The following is a 21424-nucleotide window of genomic DNA, read 5'->3' on the forward strand; positions in this document are numbered from 1 at the left end:
GCCGACGCTGCGGATGGAAGCACGACGTCGGCGCATATGGATTCCCGCCTGCGCGGGAATGACGAAGGGTGGGGTGGCAAGCGGGGGAGCAAAACGGGTTCGTCCTCCCTCCGTCATCCCGGCGCAGGCCGGGATCCATCGGGCCACAACTTCGATGGCTTCGGCGCTTGCGGAACCTTGGATTCCGGCCTGCGCCGGGATGACGATATGTGCTGTGGTCGGCGGGACGGCCCCGTGAGATGGCCTTTGCCGAACTGATCGCCGCCACCCATTTCTCGTTCCTGCGCGGGGCGTCGGCGCCGTGCGACATGGTGGGACAAGCGAACGAACTGGAGATGGCCGGGATCGGGATCGCCGACCGCAATACGGTGGCGGGGGTGGTGCAGGCGTTTCTGGCGCTGAAGAAGGCGAATGCGGGGCTGGTCGAGCAGGGATTGCCGCCCAACGACTTCGACCTCGTCGTCGGCGCGCGGCTGGTGTTCGCCGACAGGACGCCGGACATCGTTGCCTACCCGATCGACCGTGCGGCATGGGGACGGCTGACGCGGTTGCTCAGCGGCGGCAATCTCAAGGCGAAAAAGGGCGATTGCCACCTCGAACTGACCGACCTGCTTGCGTGGCAGGAAGGGTTGCTGCTGATCGTCACCGCGCCCGATGCAGGGTTGCTGGCGCGGCTGCGCGATGCCTGTCCGGGGCGGGTGTGGCTGGCGGCGACGATGCCGCGCGGCGGGCGCGACCGGCGGCGACTTGCCGGCCGGATCGCGCTGGCGGGGCAGGTCGGCGTGCCGCTGCTGGCGACCAACGACGCATTGTATGCGACGCACGAACAGCGGGCCTTGCACGATGTGCTGACCTGTATCCGCGAGGGGACGACGATCGCCGCCGCCGGGCGGAGGCTGGCCGCCAATGCCGAGCGGCATCTGAAGGCCCCGGCGGAGATGACGCGCCTGTTCCGCGACTGCCCGGAGGCGGTGGCGGAAAGCGTGCGGGTCCTGAAGCGGATCACTTTCCGCCTGACCGACCTGAAGTACGAATATCCGCACGAACCGGTGCCGCCGGGGTGGGAGGCGCAGGACTGGCTGGAGCATCTGGCGACGACCGCCGCGCATGAGCGCTATGGCCCCGACCTGCCGGCCAAGGTGCAGCGGCGGTTGGACGAGGAGTTCGCGCTGATCCGCAGCGAGAAATATGCGCACTATTTCCTGACCGTCCACGACCTGGTCCGCTTCGCGCGCACCTGCGTGCCCCCGATATTGTGCCAGGGGCGCGGGTCGGCGGCCAATTCGATCGTGTGTTTCCTGCTGGGCGTCACCTCGGTCGATCCCAGCGAGCATGACCTGCTGTTCTCGCGCTTCGTATCCGAACAGCGCGGCGAGCCGCCCGACATCGACGTCGATTTCGAACATGAACGGCGCGAGGAGGTGATCCAGTATATCTACACCCGCTATGGCCGCGAGCGGGCCGGCATCGCCGCGACCGTCATCCATTACCGTCCGAGGAGCGCGGTGGGGGAGGTCGGCAAGGTGCTGGGCCTGACCCGCGACGTGACGCAGCGGCTGGGCAGTACCGTGTGGGGCAGCTTTGCGGGGCAGATGGAGGGGCGGCGCTATGTCAGTGCCGGGTTCGACCTGGACAATCCCGACATCGCGCAGCTGCGGTGGCTGGTCGACCAGATCCTCGAATTCCCACGGCATCTGTCGCAGCATGTCGGCGGCTTCGTGCTGACGCAGGGGCGGCTGGACGAGATGGTGCCGATCCATAACGGCGCGATGGAAGGGCGGACCTTCATCGAATGGGACAAGGACGATATCGACGCGCTGGGGCTGATGAAGGTCGATGTGCTGGCGCTGGGCATGTTGACCTGCATCCGCAAGGCGTTCGACCTGCTGCGGCGGCACGGGCTGGGCGACAATGATCTGACCGTCGACCTGAAGGCCGATGACAAGGCGGTGTACGAGATGCTGCACAAGGGCGACAGCATCGGCGTGTTCCAGGTCGAGAGCCGGGCGCAGATGAACATGCTGCCGCGCCTGAAGCCGAAGAACCTGTACGACCTGTCGGTGCAGGTGGCGATCGTCCGGCCGGGACCGATCGAGGGGGATATGGTCCATCCCTATCTGCGCCGTCGCTCGGGCGTCGAGAAGGTGACGTACCCGTCGCCGAAGCCCCCGCACAATCCGGATGAGTTGAAAGACCTGCTGGGCAATACCTATGGCGTGCCGCTGTTCCAGGAGCAGGTGATGAAGCTGGCGATCACCGCCGCCGAATTCACCCCGAACGAGGCGAACGAACTGCGCCGGGCGATGGCCACGTTCCGCAATCCCGGCACGATCGATCGGCTGCGCGACAAGCTGATCGAGGGCATGACCCGGCGCGGTTACGAACCGGACTTTGCCGAGCGCTGCTTCCGCCAGATCGAGGGGTTCGGCAGCTATGGCTTTCCCGAAAGCCACGCGCTGTCCTTTGCACGGCTGGTCTATGTGTCGTCGTGGATCAAGTGCCACCACCCGGCGGTGTTCGCCTGCGCGCTGCTCAATTCGCAGCCGATGGGATTTTACGCCCCGGCGCAGATCGTGCGTGACGCGCGGGACCATGGGGTCGAGGTGCGTGGGATCGATGTGAATGTCAGCGACTGGGATAACAAGCTGGAAGGGGACGCGCTCGCGCTGCGGCTGGGGTTTCGCCAGATGGACGGGTTTCGCGTGGCGTGGGCCGAGGCGATCGTCGCCGCGCGGCCCTTTGCCGGGGTCGAGGAACTTGCGCGGCGGGCGCGGCTGCCGCAGCGGGCGCTCAGGCTGCTGGCCGATGCCGATGCGTTCCGGTCGATCGGGCGCGACCGGCGCGAGGCGTTGTGGGAGGTGCGGCGCACCCCTGATGCCGAATTGCCGCTGTTCGCCCATGCCCGCGCGGCCGAGCTGGGCGCCGAACCGGACATGGCGCTGCCGGCGATGCCTGCGGTCGAGCATGTCGTGACCGATTACCAGACGCTGCGCCTGTCGCTGACCGGGCATCCGATGCAGTTCCTGCGTGATCGGCTGGACCGGATGGGGGTGACCAGCTGCGCCGGGATCATGGCGGCGAAGGCGGGGGCGAAGGTCACCGCCGCCGGCCTCGTCCTCGTGCGGCAGCGGCCGGGCAAGGGCAATGCGATCTTCGTCACGCTGGAGGACGAGAGTGGCATCACCAATGTCGTGCTGTGGGCGCGGCTGTTCGAGGCGTATCGGCGCGAGGTGATGGGCGCACGGCTGATGTTGGTCGAGGGCGAGGTGCAGCGCAGCCGCGAGGGGATCGTCCACCTGATGGGTGCGCGGGTGCGCGATCGCAGCGACCTGCTCGACCGGTTGGGTGAGGCGAGCGTGCAGGAAGCGGAGGTCGTCCGGCCGATGGCGTCGCGCCACCCCCGCGACGTGCGGCTGGTGCCCAAGTCGCGCGATTTCCACTGACATTCCCCAGTCGCGCGGCGTAGGACGGTCATATTTCTTTCGTCACCTTGGACTTGATCCGGGGTGACGGAGAAAGAGCTGAAGGTCGATCGCTGCCGGGGAGGGGCGGGGCATGAACGGGTTGCTGCTGTTCGTCGTCGCGATCGGTTATGCCGCGCTGCTGTTCGCGGTGGCGTGGATCGTGCGGCGGCACGGCGTCGCGGCCGGACAGCGCCGCGCGGTCTATACGCTGGGCCTCGCCGTCTATTGCAGCAGCTGGACGTTCAACGGCGCGGTCGGCAGCGCGGTGGCCGATGGCTGGGCCTATCTGCCGATCTATCTGGGGCCGATCCTGTTGTTCGTCGGCGGCAGGCGCTTGCTGGTGCGGCTGGTGGCGGCGGTGCAGGCCGATGGCGCGACGTCGATCGCCGACTTCATCGGCGGGCGGTTCTCGCGCAGCCGGGGGGTGGCCGCGCTGGTCACGCTGATCGCGCTGACCGGCACCGTGCCCTATGTCGCGTTGCAGCTGCGATCGGTCGCGACCAGCTATGGCGCGCTGGCCGGCATGGCGGACGTCACGCGGCCGATGATCGTGACCGCGATCGTGCTGGCCGCCTTCGCCATCGGTTTCGGTACGCGCGGCGATGCGAAGGAACGGGCCGAGGGCGGGTTGCTGGCGGCGGTGGCGGTGGAATCGCTCATCAAGCTGGCGGCCTTTGCCGCCGTCGCGCTGTTCGCGCTGTGGCTGGTGGCCGAGGCGGCCCCCGCAGACCGAGCGGCCGGGATTACGCGGCTGGGCAGCGGCTTTGCCCGCCCGCCCGCGATCGGCGATTTCGCCATCGCCACGCTGCTGGCGAGCGCCGCGATGCTGTGCCTGCCGCGCCAGTTCCATGTGACGGTGATCGCCGCGCACGATCCACAGGATCCGGCGCGGGCGCGCTGGCCCTTCGTAGCCTATCTGACGCTGACCGCGCTGCTGGTCGTGCCGATCACCTGGGGTGCGCTGGTGCAGGGCGGTGCGACCCGACCCGACCTGCTGGTCATCGCCATGCCGCTGGCGGCGGGGGCGCCGGCCGTCGCGCTGCTGGGGTTCGTCGGCGGCTTTTCGGCGGCGACGGCGATGGTGGTGATGGAGACGGTCGCGCTGGCGACGATGGTGTCGAACGACCTGATCGCGCCGCTACTGTTGCGCCACCCGCGCATGGCCGCCGCCGCGCATGTCGGGCGTACGTTGCTGTGGGTGCGCCGCGCGGTGATCGTCGGGATCATCGGCGTAGCGCTGCTGAGCGCGCTGCTGATCCCGGTGACGCGCGGGCTGGCGGCGATCGGGCTGGTCGCCTTTGCCGCGATGGCGCAGTTCGCCCCGGCGCTGCTGCTGGCGGTGGCCGGCGGCGGGCGCGATCCGCTGGCGGCGAAGGCGGGCCTTGCGACCGGGCTTGCCGGATGGACGCTGCTGCTGTTCGTGCCGACACTGAGCGGAGCGCCGCTGCCGATCCCGGCGATGGCGGGGATGGGACCGGTCGCGACGGCGGCGGTGGCGACGCTGCTCGCCAACATCGCCGTCCATGCGGTCGTCGCCATGGCGCGTGCGCCGCGTTTGCCGTTCGTGCGCGACGAGCGAGTGCCGCCGGTGCGCGACCTGTCCGGGCTGACCCGGCTGGTCGCACGCTTCGTCGGGGCGGAGCGGGCTGAGGCGGAGCTGGGACCCGGCACCCATGTCGATGCCCGCGCCGCACGACGGGCGGAACGGCTGGTGGCGCAGGTGGTCGGCGTGTCGTCCGCCCGGCGGCTGGTGGCGTCGGCGCTGTCGGGCGAGGGGCTGGGCGCCGACGATGTGGCGCGGATGCTGGATGAAAGCGGGCAGAGCCTGCAATTCTCCAAGGGGCTGCTGGCGGCGACGCTGGAGCATATCGATCCGGGCGTCAGCGTGGTCGATGCCGAGCTGAACCTGGTCGCGTGGAACCAGCGCTACCTCGACCTGTTCGGCTTTCCGCCTGGCATGATCCGAATCGGCGCGCCGGTGGCCGATGCGATCGCGTTCAACGCCCTGCGCGGCGATTGCGGTCCGGGCGAGGTCGACGACCATGTGCGGCGGCGGCTGGCACATATGCGGCGGGGGACGCGGCACAGTTTCGAACGGGTGCGCAGCGACGGGCGGGTGTTGAAGACCGTCGGCGGGCCGATGCCGGGCGGCGGCTATGTCATGTGCTTTTCGGACATCACGGCGGAGGCGCAGGCGTTGCGCGCGGTGGAGACGGCGCGGGCCGACCTCGAACGGCGGGTCGAGGAGCGGACGCGGGCGCTGTCGGACGCCAATGCCGCGCTGGCGCGGGCGACGGCGGACAAGACCCGGTTCCTGGCGGCCGCCAGCCACGACCTGTTGCAGCCGCTGCATGCCGCGCGGCTGTTCACCGCCGCGCTGGCGCGCGGGGCGGACGAGCGGGCGAAGCCGCTGGTCGAGCGGATCGACCAGTCGATCGCAGCGGCCGACCAGCTGCTGCGCGCGTTGCTCGACATATCGAAGCTGGACGCCGGGGGCATCGTGCCGTTGCCGACGCGCTTCGGGGTGCGCGACCTGCTCGCCGAGCTGGTCGACAGCTTTGCCGATCAGGCGCGGGCGAAGGGGCTGACGCTGCGGATCGGCCCGGGCGATGCGGTGGTCGCGACCGACCGGGTGCTGCTGCGCTCGATCGTGCAGAACCTGCTGGGCAATGCGGTCCGCTATACCGCGCGGGGCGGTGTGGTGATCGGGGTGCGGCGGCGCGGGGGGCAGGCGCGGATCGAGGTGGTCGATAGCGGCCCCGGCATCGCCGATGCCGACCGGGCAAGGGTGTTTCGCGAGTTCGAACGGCTGGCGACGGCGGAGGATGCCGGGCTGGGGCTGGGCCTCGCCATCGTCGCGCGGACGGCCACGCTGCTGGGGGTGGCGGTCGACCTCGACAGCCGGGTCGGGCGGGGGAGCCGCTTTGCGGTGACGGTGCCGATGGTGGCGGGCGAGGCCGCGCCGGCGCCGGTGCGGGCGGCGGCACGGGAGGTCGGGCCGCTGTCGTGCCTGATCGTCGATGACGATGCCGGGGTACGGCGGGCGATGGCGGCGCTGGCCGTCAGCCGGGGGCATCGCGTGCGGGTGGCGGCGACTTCGCAAGATGCGCTGGCCGATGTGACCGAGGCGGTGGCGTTCGTCGACCATGATCTGGGCGGGGACATGGACGGGCTGGCGCTGATCGGCGTGTTGCGGGTGCGACAGCCGGCGTTGCGGGCGGCGCTGGTGACGGCCGATGCCAGCCGTACGCTGGCCGAGGCGGCGCAGGCGGTGGGGGTGACGGTGCTGCTGAAGCCGTTGTCGGGCGAGGCGTTTGACGGATGGCTCGCCGCGCCGGGCGAGGCGTAGCGAAGCTACACCGAGCCGCCCAAGGCGTGGCCGGCCGGCGGCGCGAGAAGCGCCGTCCGACGGCACGGGCTTTGCCCGTGGCGGGCAATTGAAAACAAAGGAAAAATCGGCCAAAGTTCACGAAGTTCACACTTGCCGCGTTTTCGTCGCGTGACCGAACAGGCGCGAAAAGAGGGTGAAAACGGCGAGGGGAAAGAGCGAGCGGGACCATCGCAGGTCGTGGTCCTGTAGGACAGGGCCATCCGCCGGATCTTTCGGCAAGGTAGAGAAGAAGCGGGACCCCGGATCGAGTCCGGGGTGACGGGGGCGGCGGGCTTTGGGTTGTGTGGCTTCCCTGCGTTGATCCTTAGGAAAGCTGGGGATCGGCCTGACCAATCATCCTTTGTCCGCATGGCGTGCGCCGCATAGCGTTGGGCAGCCCGCCGCTCCGGCGTGGCGTTTCACGGAGGTCCGTCTTGCCGCGCATCCTTGCCCTGTTGCCGCTTGCCCTGTGCCTGACGGCCAATGACAAGGCGGCCGCGCCGCTGCCGAAGAACGAGCGGGTCGGCGATTGGCAGGCGCCGGATGGTGGTATCCAGACACCGTTGTGGTCGGCGGATACCGTGCTGGCCAAGCCCGATACCGGCGACCGGCCGGAGGCGACCGGCAACGGCACCGGGCTGGTCGCGGGGCGCAAATGGCATTGGGCGAGCTATGTCACCCGGCCGACGATGACGGTGTTCCGGCCGAAGGGGCGCAACAGCGGCGCGGCGGTGCTGGTCCTGCCGGGCGGCGGGTTTCAGGTGGTGGCGACCGATCTGGAAGGAACCGAAATCTGCGATTGGGTGGTCGCGCAGGGGATGACCTGCGCGATGCTGAAATATCGCGTGCCGCAGATATGGCCACAGGTGGACGGGCGCCAGCAGCGGCCCAGCGTGCTGCTGGCGCTGGAGGATGCGCAGCGGGCGATGGGGCTGTTGCGCGCGAATGCCGCGACCTATGGCATCGATCCGCACAAGCTGGGGGTGATCGGCTTTTCGGCGGGCGCGTATCTGGCGGCGAACATGAGCAATACCGAGGTCCGGACCTACCCCGTGCGCGATGCCGCCGACCGCCAGTCGCCACGTCCGGATTTCACGGTCATCGCCTATACCGCGCGGATGCTGGACGACAGCAAGGGACGCAACAGCCTGGACCTGCGACCATGGGTCACGATTGATCGGAAGGCCCCGCCGACGCTGTTGCTGCACGCAATGAACGACCCGATGGACGCGGTGCGCCAGCCGCTGGCCTATGCGCTGGCGCTCAACGATGCGGGGGTGCCGGTCGACCTGCGCTTCTATGCGAAGGGCGGCCATGCGTTCGGGATGCGGCCGACGGGTGATCCGGTCACGCGCGAATGGCCGGGACAGGTGGCGCAGTGGCTGCGCAATCTGGGGATGTTGTGACGGGGGTTAGCCCATAACTTCCAGCCCCAGCGCGCGGGCGGCGACGGCGGCCTGGGTGCGGTTGCCGACGTCGAGCTTGCGCAGCACGGCGGTCATGTGGACCTTCACCGTCGCTTCGGCGATGCCGAGGTCGTGGGCGATCTGTTTGTTGAGGCGGCCGGCGAGGACGCCGAGCAGTACGCGCAACTGGGTGGGGGTGAGCGCGGCGACGCGGGCGGCCATGTCGTCCGCCGGTGCGGCGTCGGGTGACTTGCGATCGCCGGCAAGGGCGGCGGCGATGGCGGCTTCGATCGAATCCAGCGCCGCGTCCTTGCCGACGAAGCCGACCGCGCCGAAGCGGGCGACCTGCGCGAAGGCCGCCGCGCGGTCGGCGCCCGACACGACGAGGATGGGCACCTCCGGTACTTCGGCGTGAAGCAGCGCCACGCCGCTATAGCCGACCGCGCCGGGCATGTTCAGGTCGAGCAGGATCAGGGCAAGGTCGCCCGCGTCGCGCACGGCCTGTACCGCGCGGTCGAGCGATCCGGCCTCGACGATGCGGGCGTCGGGACGGACCTGCAGCACCGCCAGCGTCAGCGCCTGTCGGAACAGGGGGTGGTCGTCGGCGACGAGGATGGTGGTCATCGGCCTGTTCTCGTCTCTCCGTCGTCACCCCGGAACTGATCCGGGGTCCCGCTTCTTCTGCGACGGTGGAGAAAGAAGCGGGACCCCGGGTCAAGCCCGGGGAGACGGGAATGGTTGCGTGTCGATCCCCGCGATCATCAATCCCGGATATTCCGCCGGAACGTCTCCGGCAGGAACAGCACGCCCAGCACCAGCGTCACCACCGCCAACACCACCGGATACCACAGCCCGTAATAGATATCCCCGGTCGCCGCGACCATCGCGAACGCCGTCGTCGGCAGGAACCCACCGAACCAGCCATTGCCGATATGATAGGGCAGCGACATCGAGGTATAGCGGATGCGGCTGGGGAACAGTTCGACCAGCAATGCCGCGATCGGGCCATAGACCATGGTCACCAGGATCACCATGAACCACAGGATCAGCACCACCAGCGGCTTGTCGATCGTCGCCGGATCGGCCTTCGCCGGATAGCCCGCCGCCGCCAGCGCCGCCGCGACCTCGCCCTGATAGGCGGTGATCGCCGCCGCTCGTGCCGGCCCGGTCACCGCCGCCGGGTTCGGCGCGACCAATAGCCGGTCGCCGACCGCAACGCTGGCGATGGTGCCAGCCGGTGCCTCGACATTGGTGTAGCTGATGCCGTTCTTCGCCAGATAGGATTTGGCGATGTCGCAGCTCCGGGCGTCGAACTTGTTGCGTCCGATCGGATCGAACTGCACCGAACAATCGCCGTCATGTGCGGTGACCCGCACTGGCGATTCGACCTGCGCCGCCGCCAGTGCCGGGTTGGCGGCATTCGTCAGCGCCCCGAACAGCGGGAAATAGGTCAGCGCCGCCAGCGCGCAGCCGCCCATGATGATCCATTTCCGCCCGATCTTGTCTGACAGCCAGCCGAAGAACACGAAGAACGGCGTCCCCAGCGCCAGCGACACGGCAAGCAGCACGTTCACCGTCGCCCCGTCGACCTTCATCATCTTTTCGAGGAAGAACAGGACATAGAATTGCCCGGTATACCACACCACCGCCTGGCCCATCGCCGCCCCGAACAGCGCGATCAGCACGAGCTTCAGGTTCGGCCAGCGCAGGAACGCTTCGGTCAGGGGGGCCTTCGACGTCTTGCCCTCTTCCTTCATTTTCAGGAACACCGGGCTTTCCGACAATTGCAGCCTTATCCACATCGACACGCCCAGCAGCAGGATCGACACGAGGAACGGCAGCCGCCATCCGAACCCGCCGAACGTCTCCTCGCCCAGCGCGGTACGGAACCCGATCACGACCAGCAGCGCCGCGAACAGCCCCATCGTCGCCGTCGTCTGGATGAAGCTCGTGTACAGCCCGCGCTTCCCGTCGGGCGCATGTTCCGCGACATAGGTCGCCGCGCCACCATATTCGCCGCCCAGCGCCAGCCCCTGCACGATCCGCAGCAGGACGAGGATGATCGGCGCGGCCACGCCGATACTGGCATAGGAGGGGAGCAGGCCGACCGCGAAAGTCGACAGGCCCATCAGCCCCATCGTCACCAGGAACGTGTTCTTGCGCCCGACCAGATCGCCGATCCGCCCGAACACCAGCGCCCCGAACGGCCGCACCGCGAAGCCGGCCGCGAACGCGCCCAGCGCGAGGATGAACCCCGTCGTCTCGTTCACGCCCGAAAAGAACTGCTTGGAGATATAGCTGGCGAGCAGCCCGTACAGGTAGAAGTCGTACCATTCGAACACGGTACCCAGCGACGACGCGGCGATCACCAGTTTCTCGTTCTGGCCCTTGGGGGTCGTCCCGGCCGTCGTTGCTTCCGCCATGCGGCATCCTCTCTCGTCCGGGCGCGGTCTTCAAGCCGGCACCTCTCTGCCGCGCCAGTGTCACGCATCGCGGCCATGACCGCCAGTACAACCTTGGTCGTAGCGACCGGTGGCTTGACGCCCGCCACCCGAACCGCACATCAGGCGCACAGGAGAGAGATATGACCCAGACGATCCATGCCGCGCCGCACGACGACGCCGCCCGCATCGACCGCGCCGACTATGACGCGCGCTACGCCGCATCGGTCGCCGATGCCGAGAGCTATTGGCGCGAGGGCGGCCGCTGCATCGACTGGTCGCGACCCTATACTCAGGTGAAGGACACGTCGTTCGACGAGGCCGATTTCCGCATCCGCTGGTTCGCCGATGGCCAGACCAACGTATCGGTCAACTGCCTCGACCGTCATCTTGCCGAACGCGGCGATCAGGTCGCCATCCTATGGGAAGGCGACGAACCCGGCGAAACCCGCAAGGTCACCTATCGCGAACTCCATCAACAGGTCTGCTGCTTCGCCAACGTCCTGAAGGACAAGGGCGTGAAGAAGGGTGATCGCGTCACCCTCTATCTGCCGATGGTGCCCGAAGCCGCCGCCGCGATGCTCGCCTGCACCCGCATCGGCGCGATCCATTCGATCGTGTTCGGCGGGTTCTCCCCCGACAGCCTCGCCAACCGGCTGGTCGATTGCGACAGCCGTCTGGTCATCACCGCCGACGAAGGCTGTCGCGGCGGCAAGCGCATTCCGCTGAAAGCCAATGTCGACCAGGCGCTGGAACACGCCCCCGGCGTCGACACCGTGATCGTCATCCGTCGCAGCGGCAGCGACGTGCCGATGGTCGAGGGCCGCGACTTCTGGCTGCACGACCTGCTCCCGCAAGCCTCGCCCGACTGCCCGGCGGAACCGATGGACGCGGAGGACCCGCTGTTCATCCTCTATACCAGCGGCTCGACCGGCAAGCCGAAGGGCGTGCTGCACACCACCGGCGGCTATCTGGTATGGGCGCACACGACCTTCCGCGACGTGTTCGATTACCGGGATGGCGAAGTGTTCTGGTGCACCGCCGATATCGGCTGGGTCACCGGGCACAGCTATGTCGTCTACGGTCCCTTAAGCAACGGCGCGACGACCGTCATGTTCGACGGCGTGCCCAACTATCCCGACCATGGCCGCTTCTGGGAAACGATCGATCGCCTCGGCGTCAACATCTTCTACACCGCCCCCACCGCCATCCGCGCGCTGATGCGCGAGGGCGATAGCTGGGTCACCAAGTCCAGCCGCCAGTCGCTGCGCCTGCTCGGCAGCGTCGGCGAACCGATCAACCCGGAGGCATGGGACTGGTATCACCGCGTCGTCGGCGACCGCCGCTGCCCGATCGTCGATACCTGGTGGCAGACCGAAACCGGCGGCATCCTCATCAGCCCGCTGCCCTATGCCACCGACCTGAAACCCGGCAGCGCGACCAAGCCGCTGCCCGGCGTGCAGCCGGTGATCGTCGATGCCGAAGGTAAGGAACTGACCGGCGCTACCGAGGGCAACCTCTGCATCGCCGATAGCTGGCCCGGCCAGATGCGGACGGTGTGGGGCGATCACGACCGTTTCTTCCAGACCTATTTCACCACCTATCCCGGCAAATATTTCACTGGCGACGGCGTGCGTCGCGACGCGGACGGCTATTACTGGATTACCGGCCGGGTCGATGACGTCATCAACGTCAGCGGCCACCGCATGGGCACCGCCGAGGTCGAAAGTGCGCTGGTCGCCCACCCCAAGGTCGCCGAGGCGGCCGTCGTCGGAATGCCGCACGACATCAAGGGCCAGGGCATCTATGCCTATGTCACCCTGAACGCCGGCGACGAACCGACCGACGAGCTGCGCGCCGAACTGCGTACATGGGTCCGCAAGGAAATCGGCCCCGTCGCCACCCCCGACGCGCTGCAATTCGCGCCGGGCCTGCCCAAGACCCGCTCGGGCAAGATCATGCGCCGCATCCTGCGCAAGATCGCGGAGAACGACACGTCGAACCTCGGCGACACCTCGACGCTGGCCGACCCGTCGGTGGTCGACACGCTGGTCAGCGAACGCATCCGCCCGGCATGAGGGGCTGTCACCCACCCCGCCCGTCACCCCGGGCTTGACCCGGGGTCCCGCTTTCCTCGCCCATTGCAGTAGAAGCGGGACCCCGGGTCAAGGCCGGGGTGACGGAAGGGAGCAGGTGTCACGTTTGCGGCCCTGGACCCCCGCCTGCGCGGGGGTACGGTTGTGTCTTGGGCGGCGTCCTTACCTGCCACGACCGTCATCCCAGCGGAGGCTGGGATCTCTCGGGTGTAGCGCGGTCTCTTTGCTGCGGGACACCTCAGCCTGCGCTGGGGTGACGTGCTTGGCGTAGGGGTGTGCCGTGGGCCGGCGTTCAGCAACACCTCGGCGGAGCACCGGGGCCGGTGCCGTAGCGCCGGGCGATGCGGTCGCGGTGGAATTGCTTGAGCGTCATCACCGGTTCGCCAGGGTGATGCGCCGCGCGATGGGCGACGTAGCGGTCGTAATCGGGGACGCCGACCATCAGCCGCGCGCCCTCCGCCAGCCTATGCAGGAAGCGCATCGCCGACCTCCTGCGTGGTGGGAACGGGCGATGCCTTCGCCTTGCGGATCGCGCCGATGCCATAGGCGAGGATCGACAGCACGACGACGATGAACAGCACGCACAGCGCGGCGTCGATGCGGTCGTTGAGGATGATCCGCTGCATCTCCGCTGCCGTCTTGGCGGGGGCGAGGATTTCGCCACGGGCCATCGCGTCGGAGAAGACGCGGGCATGGGCGAGGAAGCCGACCTTCGGATTGGCGTCGAACAGCTTCTGCCAGCCGGCGGTCAGGGTGCAGATCAGCAACCATGCGGTCGGGACGATCGTCACCCAGGCATAGCGGTCGCGCTTCATCTTGAAGAGCAGGACGGTCGACAGGATCAGCGCGATGGCGGCGAGCATCTGGTTCGAGATGCCGAACAGCGGCCACAGCGTGTTGATGCCGCCCAGCGGGTCGGTGACGCCGCTGTAGAGGAAATAGCCCCAGGCGGCGACGGCCAGCGCGGTGCCGATCAGGTTGGGGCCGATCCGCTGCGTCTCCTTCATCGAGGGGATGAAGCTGCCGAGCAGGTCCTGGATCATGAAGCGGGCGACGCGGGTGCCGGCATCGACCGTGGTCAGGATGAACAGCGCTTCGAACAGGATGGCGAAATGGTACCAGAAGGCCATCATCGCCTGTCCGCCGATCACCCGTGACAGGATATGCGCCATGCCGACCGCCAGCGTCGGGGCACCGCCCGCGCGCGACAGGATGCTGGTTTCGCCGACGTCGCGCGCCAACTGGGTCAGCATGTCGGGGGTGACGACGAAGCCCCACTGGGCGATCGCCTGCGCCGCCGACTGCGCCGTCGTGCCGATGAGGGCGGGCGGGGCGTTCATCGCGAAATAGACGGCGGGGTCGAGCACGCAGGCCGCGATCAGCGCCATGATCGCGACGAAGCTCTCGGTCAGCATCGCGCCGTAGCCGATGAAGCGCAGATCGGCCTCGCTCGCGATCATTTTCGGCGTGGTGCCGCTGGCGATCAGCGCGTGGAAGCCGGAGACGGCACCGCAGGCGATGGTGATGAACAGGAACGGGAACAGCTTGCCCGAAAATGCCGGGCCGGTGCCGTCGATGAAGTGGGTGATCGCCGGCATCTGCAAATCGGGGCGGACGATCAGGATGCCGAGGGCCAAGCCGGCGATCACCCCGATCTTGAGGAAGGTCGACAGGTAATCGCGCGGGGCGAGCAACAGCCACACCGGCGCAACCGACGCGACGAAGCCGTACGCCATCAGGATCAGCGCCAGCGCGGTGCCCGAATAGGTGAACATCGGCGCGAAGACCGGCGAATGCGCCACCGGCTCGCCCCCGACGATCGCCGCCATCAGCAGGACGAAGCCGATCACCGACATCTCGGCGATCTTGCCGGGACGCAGGAAGCGGCCGTACAGCCCCATCAGCACCGCGATCGGGATGGTCGCGAAAACGGTGAAGGTGCCCCACGGGCTGCCGGTCAGCGCCTTGACCACCACCAGCGCCAGCACTGCGAGCAGGATAATCATAATCATTAGCACGCCGATCAGCGCGATGGTGCCAGGGATCAGCCCCATTTCGCTGCGGATCATGTCGCCCAGCGACCGCGCGTCGCGGCGGGTGGAGAAATAGAGGATCAGGAAGTCCTGCACCGCCCCGGCGAAGACGACGCCGGCCAGCAGCCAGAGCGTGCCGGGGAGATAGCCCATCTGTGCCGCGAGGACGGGGCCGACCAGTGGTCCTGCACCGGCGATGGCGGCGAAATGGTGGCCGAACAGCACGCCCTTGTGTGTGGGCACATAATCCAGCCCGTCGTCGCGGCGGACCGCCGGAGTGGCACGCGAGGGATCGACGCGCAGCACGCGCGACGCGATGAACAGGCCGTAGAAGCGATAGGCGATGGCATAGACGCAGAGCGAGGCGACGACGATCCACAGCGCGTTGACCGGCTCGCCGCGCATCAGCGCGATCCAGCCGAGCGCCACCGCGCCGATGATGGCCACCGCCGCCCAGCCGAGCCAGCCGCCGATGCTGGTCGGTGCGATCGGTGTCCGTGCTGCCGTTGCCATGCGCCTCTCCCCGGTTTTGGGAGAGTATTGGCGGAAGGTTGCAGGGGATGCCATGGGTTTCGTGCAAGGCGGGAGCTTTCAAGGACCTGTCACGCCTTGCGCCGTTCGTCCTGAGTAGCCGTTGAGCTTGTCGAAACGGCGTATCGAAGGATCGTCCGAGGCCAGGTACTTCGATACGGGTCTTCGACAAGCTCAGCCCCTACTCAGCACGAACGGTTTTGTTTTTTTGCATGGGACGCCCAGTATTCCGATGATGCCCACCCGCTCGATCCTGTTCGTCTGCCTCGGCAATATCTGTCGCTCACCGCTGGCGGAGGCAGCGCTGCGCGATGCGGCGGCGCGGGCCGGGGTCGATCTGGAGGTCGATTCGGCCGGTACCGGGGCGTGGCATGTCGGCGATCCCCCCGACCGGCGGGCGCAGGCCGAGGCGCGGCGGCATGGGATCGACATTTCCGGCTATCGCGGGCGACAGGTACAGGCGGCGGATTTTCAGCGCTTCACCCATATTTACGCGCTCGATCACGACAATCTGGCCGAGTTGCGGCGTCGGATGCCGGTGGACGCGACGGCGGTGGTCGCCTTGCTGATGGACGTGGTGCCGGCGCGCGCGGGGCAAGCGGTCGCCGACCCCTATTATGGCGATGCCGCCGGCTTTGCGGTGACGTGGGGGGATGTATCGGCAGCGGCGGCGGCGATCGTGGCAGGGTTGCGGTAGAGGTGCCCGCCGGAGCGCGATGACGTCAAATGGAACCGTTCGTGCTGAGGTGCCGCTGAACACAGTCGAAGCGGCGTGTCGAAGGACCGTCAAGGGTGCTTCGATACGGGCCTTCGACAAGCTCAGTCCCTACTCAGCACGAACGGTTCTATTCGAGGTCATCACGCTCCAACGGCGTCACCCCGGCCTGCGCCGGGGTGACGTGATCGCGCGCGCGAGGGCCTACCCCCCGAACGACCGCCCGCCCCCACCCCAGCCGCCGCTGGAGCGTGCGCTTACCCGGCCGCCGAAGCCGCCGCGCGACACGACCGAGCTGCGCGTCTGGATGCGCTGGGTCGTGACCGGGGTCGTGATCGCCTTGCTGCCGACATTGTAGCGATAGCCGCTGTTCGGGCTGAGATACGCGCCGCCCGGCGTGTACCAGCCGCCGTCGCGCTGGCTACGATACAGGCCGCCATAATTGTAGCGCGCCGAATTGTTGTTGAGGATCTGGCCGATCAGGAAGCCGGTGAGCAGCGGCGTGAAGAAGCTCTGGCCGCCCTCGGTGCGGCGCTGGCACTGTGCCGCGCCGAACTGTTCCTCGCACAGCGCCTGGCTGTCGTAGCGCGGGGCGGCCTTGCCGTCGTCGTTGAACGCCTTTTGCTGGGCGGCGGTGCAGGTGGCGCGGTCGTACTGGCCGCTGTCGACGCATTGCTGCACCGTCTGGAACGCGGCGACCTCGGTCGGCGGGCCGAAGCGCGCCTGTTCGTTATTGTCGTCGCAGCCCGACAGCATCGCGACCGCACCGACGGCGGACAGGCCGGCGGCGACCGAGCGTTTGCGGCGGGGGGGCAGGGTGGTCATGGGCGCAACCCTCTCAATAGGTCATCGACGCGGCGTTCAGCAGCCCGACGCCGATCGAGGTCGCCGCGCTGTAGATCGCGCTGGCGATGTTGCCGCCTTCGATTCGCGCAGTCATGTCGCGCACGATCACGCGACGGATGATGAAGGCGGCGACGATCTGGATCACGCCCGCCAGGAGGCCCCAGGCAGCGAATTCGACGAGGCTGCCGGTCACTTCGAGCGCGGAGGCGAGCGGCAGCGCGAAGCCGATGATCGCCCCGCCCAGCGCCACCGCCGCGGCGGGGTTGTTCGCCGCGATCAGCGCGCGTTCGTCATAGGGGGTCGACACCTGATACAGCCATTTGAAGACGGTCAGGAACAGGCAGGCAAGGCCGAAGGCGACGACGAAGTGCACCGCTCCGTCGATGAAATAGGCAATATCGAACATCCCGATCCCCTTCAGGCGTTGAATTCGGCGGGTAGCAGCGGCAGCCCGACCATGATCTCGTGCGTCAGGTCGCCACCCTCGGGCTGCATCGCCAGCGCCAGCAGCAACTCCTGTCCCTCGGGCGGGACTTCGCGCGCGTAGAGCATACAGGCCTGCTTGATATGGCGGACCGGGCGGCCGGTACGTTCCTCATACACCGCTTCCCACAGTTCGACCGGCGGCTGCACCCGATCGTCGTCGGGATACCAGAAGCGGTCGAAGCGGGCGAGGCCGGGTTCGTCCCATAGCGGCTGCGACAGGCGCTGGCGGAATGCGCCGGTATCGGCCCAGTCGGTCGGATAGCTCGACGACCAGGGCCGGAACAGGGTGAAGTCGTCGGCGTCGGTCCCGTCCGCCCGCTGGCTGACCGCCTGCAGCATCAGTTCGTCGTCAGTGTAGAAACGATGGACATGGCTGCCATCATCCAGCCGGATCAGCCCCTGCGCGGTGATTTCCAACGTGTCGCGTTCGAGGGTGAAGGCCGCGCCGCTCAGCCGCCGCCATGCCAGCGCGTCCAGCCGGACCTGTCGTCCGATGGTGATGTTGCGCACCACCGCCACCGCCGGGGTGTCGTCCCGCGAACCACTGCCGCCGAACAGGCTGCCGAAAATCATGCCGCGATCCTTGTCCGCGCGATGTAGAACAGCCGGTCGCCGACCGCGACCTGGCCCGCGGGGTCGAATACCGGCGAATTGCTGCCAGCGCCACAGGTCGCGACCAATATCCCGCCGCGCGTCCGCAGATCGCGCGCGGCGTCGTCGAAGCTGCCGCCCGCCCGCGCCGTCGTGGCATAGAGCGTGCCGCCGTCGTCGGTATGGCTGGCCAGTTGCGCGATCAGGCGGCTGGAGCCGGGATCGCTCAGCGCCTTCACCACCAGTTCGACGGTCGGGGTCAGCACGACCTCCACCTGCGGGCAGTGGGCAGCGAGCAGGCCTGCGGTGTCGGGGTCGCGCAGGAAGCAGACGACGTGACCGGTGTCGTTGAGCGCGGTCACCGCCAGCGTCGCGGCGAGGGTGTCCGGATCGGACGGGCCATAGACGATCACGCGTTCGGCGGTCGCGACACCGGCGCGCCGAAGATCGGCGGGCGCGGTCAGCGACGGCACGCGCACGAAGCGGTGGGTGGTCGCATCGCCCGCCAGTTCCTCCGTCGCGACCAGCACCAGTTCATGGCCCTGCCCGTCGGCGACGATCTCCGCGATCATGCGCGGCGTGCGATCGGGGTCGTAGCCGACCAGAACGATATGGCCCCGCATCGCGCTATAGTCCCCCAGGCCCATCCGCCGCCGCCGCCAGCGTGCCGACACCCCGGCAAAGGCGCGGGCGATCGACACGGTGAACAGCGCGATCGCGCCGGGCATGACGAACAGCGCGGTGACGATCCGGCCCATGTCCGATTTCGGCGACAGGTCGCCATAGCCGACCGTCGAGGCGGTGGTCGCATACCAGTAGAGATAGGCGGGCAGGGCCGCCAGGTCGGCTTCGCCCGCCCAGGACAGCAGCTCCCACGATAGCGTCATGTGCAGCACCAGCAGCGCGAACAGCACGCCGCGATGCAATTCGCTGGCCGCGAGGTAGAGCCGCCGCAGATATGTGCCCAGAGAGAATGGCTTCATCCTTCGACCGCCCCCACCTTGCTTTTTGGTCGCGCCTTATGCTTGGGGTGTCAAGCGCGGCCAAACCACCGGGCCGACGTTTCGGAGGGATGGATGGACGACGCACCCCGTAGCTGGACGACCACGGGCCTGGCCGATGCCCTGCGCGGGCCGGATTTCGCCGACGAACTGACCGTCGAGCAGATCGAGCAGGCCGAACCGGTCCTGAAGATCACCATGCACCATTTCGGCGACCTCGCCATCTTCGCCTCGGTCGCGGGCGAACAGATCGTCGTGTCCAGCCTGTTGTGGCCGGTCGACGAGCAGGCGGACCAGCACGCATTCAACCGATTCCTGCTGAAGACGCAAAAGCTGGTGCCGCTGTCGAATTTCGCCATCGCCGAAGTGGGCGGACGCGAATATTATGAACTGGTGGGTGAACTGTCGGTCGAATCGTCGCTGCATACCGTGCTGATCGAACTGCGCGTTCTGGCGCAGAACGCGATCGAGGCGGCGTCCGAACTGCGCACCGAATTCGCCGCGTAACGGAAGGTAGGATCAATGTCGATGTGGAAGAGCCTCGTGGCGCTGGTGCGGGGCACCGCGCATGAAACCGGCCAGTCGATCGTCGATGCGAAGGCGCTGACGATCCTCGACCAGCAGATCCGCGATGCCGGGTCGCTGCAGGCCAAGGCGCGCGACGACCTGGCGACGCTGACCGCCAAGCGGCGGATGATGGAAAAGGACCTGGAGGCGCTGACCTCGCAGCGCGACAAGTATGAATCCTCGGCCCGCGCGGCGATGGCGCGCGGCGACATGGACCTGGCGCGCGAAGTCGCGCAGCGCCTCGCCACGATCGAGCAGGAACAGTCGAGCAAGACGCCGCAGATCGCCGACATGCGCGCCGCCGAGGACAAGATCCGCGGCATCATCAAGACCGGCGACGGCAAGATCGACGCGCTGCGTCGCGAGGTCGACGTCGTGCGCGCGAACGAGAGCGTGCAGAAGGCGCAGGCCTCGGTCGCCAGCAGCTATGGCGGTGCGGCATCGTCGCTGGGGTCGGCGGCGGACAGCCTGGCCCGGCTGAAGGAGCGGCAGGCGATCCGCGAGGAGAAGTTCAAGGCATCGGCCGAGCTGGAGGACATGCGCACCGGCGCCGATCTCGACGCCAAGTTGTCGGCCGCCGGGCTGTTGCCCGGATCGTCGAGCGCCGACGACATCCTCGCCCGGCTGTCCGCCCCCAAGGACGCCGCGCCGCGCCTGTCCGACGGGACGCGCGACGGCGGGACGATCGGGCGCGACTGATGGAACGCCGCGCGGTCGCCGAACGCCCCGACTGGCGGGCGACCGCCGAGCGGATGGGATTCACCTTCCACCATCAGGACGGGCAGAAATATTGGGAGGAGGGGGCCTATTACGCCTTCTCGCTCGACGAGGTGGAACAGGGGATCGAGGGGCCGAGCGCCGAACTCCACGCCCTGTGCCGCGATCTGGTGGACGAGGTGGTCGGCAGCGACGCGCTGATGCACCGCCTCGCCATTCCGCAGGACATGCGCGACGTGGTGGCGGCGTCGTGGAAGGCACACGCGCCGAGCCTGTACGGGCGGTTCGATTTCGCCTTTGCCGGGACCGGCCCGGCCAAGCTGCTGGAATATAACGCCGATACGCCGACCAGCATCTTCGAAACCGCGCTATTCCAGTGGCAGTGGCTGGAGGATCGCATCGCCGACGGCACGCTTGCCGCCGGGGCGGACCAGTATAACCGGCTGCACGATGCGCTGGTCGAACGCTTCGGCACGCTGTTCACCAAGGGCAGTACGGTGCATTTCGCGTCGGTCGATGATCATGTCGAGGATCGGCAGACGGTCCGCTATCTGGAGGATGTCGCGCGGCAGGCGGGGCTGGACCCGGCGTTCGTCGCGATCGACCGGATCGGCGTCGATGGCGACGGCGCGTTCGTCGATGGCGACGACGTGCTGATCGCCGCGCTGTTCAAGCTGTACCCGTGGGAGGACATGCTGCGCGAGCCGTATGCCAAGCAACTGGCCGCGACGCGCACGCTGTTCCTCGAACCGGCGTGGAAGGCGTTGCTGTCGAACAAGGGCATCCTGCCGCTGCTCTGGCAGCGGCACCGGGGGCATCCGAACCTGCTGCCCGCCGCCTTTGCCGACGACACCGCCGCGCTGGCCGAGATCGGAGCGGCCTATGTCCGCAAGCCGATCTTTTCGCGCGAGGGGTGGGACATCGAACTGGTCGACGGGGCCGCGACGGCGCGCGGGCCGGAGGGCGGCTATGGCGACGAGGGGCATGTCGTGCAGGCGCTCAGCCCGTTGCCGGTGTTCGATGGCAATCATGCGGTGGTCGGGTCGTGGATCGTCGGCGACGAGGCCGTCGCGCTGTCGGTGCGCGAGGATGACGGCCCGATCACGCGCGATCTGGCCCGGTTCGTGCCGCATGTGATTGTTTGAGGGGGTTTCCGCAGA

At 68.1% G+C, this 21424-nt stretch carries 16 protein-coding genes; 8 read left to right on the forward strand and 8 right to left on the reverse strand.

Translation table 11 applies throughout. The annotated features are described in order from the left end of the window. Positions 1-239: 239 nt before the first annotated feature. From ASE83_RS09925 to ASE83_RS09935, 3 genes are all read left to right on the forward strand, one after another. The gene (locus ASE83_RS09925; RefSeq protein ID WP_055788891.1) at positions 240-3443 is read left to right on the forward strand and encodes an error-prone DNA polymerase; all 3204 of its coding nucleotides are present in this window, start codon (positions 240-242) and stop codon (positions 3441-3443) included. Between the two features lie 112 nt (positions 3444-3555). Then, positions 3556-6813: a PAS-domain containing protein gene (locus ASE83_RS09930; protein ID WP_055788895.1), complete on the forward strand. Its 3258-nt coding sequence runs from the start codon at positions 3556-3558 to the stop codon at positions 6811-6813. A gap of 455 nt (positions 6814-7268) precedes the next feature. Next, positions 7269-8240, forward strand: a complete 972-nt coding sequence (locus ASE83_RS09935; protein ID WP_235513199.1) for an alpha/beta hydrolase — start codon at positions 7269-7271, stop codon at positions 8238-8240. 6 nt (positions 8241-8246) lie between these two features. Here ASE83_RS09935 and ASE83_RS09940 read toward each other — a convergent pair whose 3' ends face one another. Continuing rightward, a complete protein-coding gene (locus ASE83_RS09940) occupies positions 8247-8864 on the reverse strand; it encodes a response regulator transcription factor (protein WP_055788902.1) in 618 nt (205 codons plus the stop codon). Between the two features lie 137 nt (positions 8865-9001). After that, complete coding sequence (locus ASE83_RS09945; RefSeq protein WP_055788905.1) at positions 9002-10663, reverse strand: MFS transporter; 1662 nt, start codon at positions 10661-10663, stop codon at positions 9002-9004. 161 nt (positions 10664-10824) lie between these two features. Between ASE83_RS09945 and acs the strand changes: the two genes are divergently transcribed. Continuing rightward, positions 10825-12759: an acetate--CoA ligase gene (acs, locus tag ASE83_RS09950; protein WP_055788907.1), complete on the forward strand. Its 1935-nt coding sequence runs from the start codon at positions 10825-10827 to the stop codon at positions 12757-12759. 310 nt (positions 12760-13069) lie between these two features. On the opposite strand, the gene ASE83_RS09955 is transcribed toward acs, so the two are convergent. Further along, on the reverse strand, positions 13070-13258 hold the full coding sequence (locus tag ASE83_RS09955) for a YbdD/YjiX family protein (protein ID WP_055788910.1): 189 nt from the start codon (positions 13256-13258) through the stop codon (positions 13070-13072). Further along, a complete protein-coding gene (locus tag ASE83_RS09960; protein WP_055788913.1) occupies positions 13242-15323 on the reverse strand; it encodes a carbon starvation CstA family protein in 2082 nt (693 codons plus the stop codon). The genes ASE83_RS09955 and ASE83_RS09960 overlap by 17 nt, the downstream gene beginning before the upstream one ends. Positions 15324-15576: 253 nt before the next feature. On the opposite strand from ASE83_RS09960, the gene ASE83_RS09965 reads away from it, so the two are divergent. Continuing rightward, entirely contained in the window at positions 15577-16038 is a 462-nt protein-coding gene (locus tag ASE83_RS09965) for a low molecular weight protein-tyrosine-phosphatase (RefSeq protein WP_055789286.1), read from the forward strand. 222 nt (positions 16039-16260) lie between these two features. On the opposite strand, the gene ASE83_RS09970 is transcribed toward ASE83_RS09965, so the two are convergent. The 4 genes from ASE83_RS09970 to ASE83_RS09985 are packed head-to-tail and all read right to left on the reverse strand — an operon-like array spanning position 16261 to position 18962. After that, entirely contained in the window at positions 16261-16881 is a 621-nt protein-coding gene (locus tag ASE83_RS09970) for a DUF1190 domain-containing protein (RefSeq protein ID WP_055788916.1), read from the reverse strand. A 13-nt stretch (positions 16882-16894) separates the two neighbouring features. Continuing rightward, positions 16895-17308, reverse strand: coding sequence for a DUF350 domain-containing protein (locus ASE83_RS09975; protein WP_055788919.1), 414 nt, complete (start codon positions 17306-17308; stop codon positions 16895-16897). Positions 17309-17319: 11 nt separating this feature from the next. Beyond that, complete coding sequence (locus tag ASE83_RS09980; RefSeq protein WP_055788921.1) at positions 17320-17961, reverse strand: DUF2491 family protein; 642 nt, start codon at positions 17959-17961, stop codon at positions 17320-17322. Then, positions 17958-18962, reverse strand: a complete 1005-nt coding sequence (locus ASE83_RS09985; RefSeq protein ID WP_055788924.1) for a potassium channel family protein — start codon at positions 18960-18962, stop codon at positions 17958-17960. Before ASE83_RS09985 ends, ASE83_RS09980 begins: the two co-directional genes overlap by 4 nt. A gap of 93 nt (positions 18963-19055) precedes the next feature. Between ASE83_RS09985 and ASE83_RS09990 the strand changes: the two genes are divergently transcribed. The 3 genes from ASE83_RS09990 to ASE83_RS10000 are packed head-to-tail and all read left to right on the forward strand — an operon-like array spanning position 19056 to position 21409. Beyond that, entirely contained in the window at positions 19056-19487 is a 432-nt protein-coding gene (locus tag ASE83_RS09990) for a YjfI family protein (RefSeq protein ID WP_055788927.1), read from the forward strand. Positions 19488-19502: 15 nt separating this feature from the next. Next, complete coding sequence (locus tag ASE83_RS09995) at positions 19503-20246, forward strand: PspA/IM30 family protein (RefSeq protein WP_055788930.1); 744 nt, start codon at positions 19503-19505, stop codon at positions 20244-20246. Then, the gene (locus tag ASE83_RS10000) at positions 20246-21409 is read left to right on the forward strand and encodes a glutathionylspermidine synthase family protein (RefSeq protein ID WP_055788933.1); all 1164 of its coding nucleotides are present in this window, start codon (positions 20246-20248) and stop codon (positions 21407-21409) included. The genes ASE83_RS09995 and ASE83_RS10000 overlap by 1 nt, the downstream gene beginning before the upstream one ends. Positions 21410-21424 lie beyond the last annotated feature (15 nt).

Source organism: Sphingomonas sp. Leaf32 (assembly GCF_001421765.1).
Taxonomy (GTDB): Bacteria; Pseudomonadota; Alphaproteobacteria; order Sphingomonadales; family Sphingomonadaceae; genus Sphingomonas.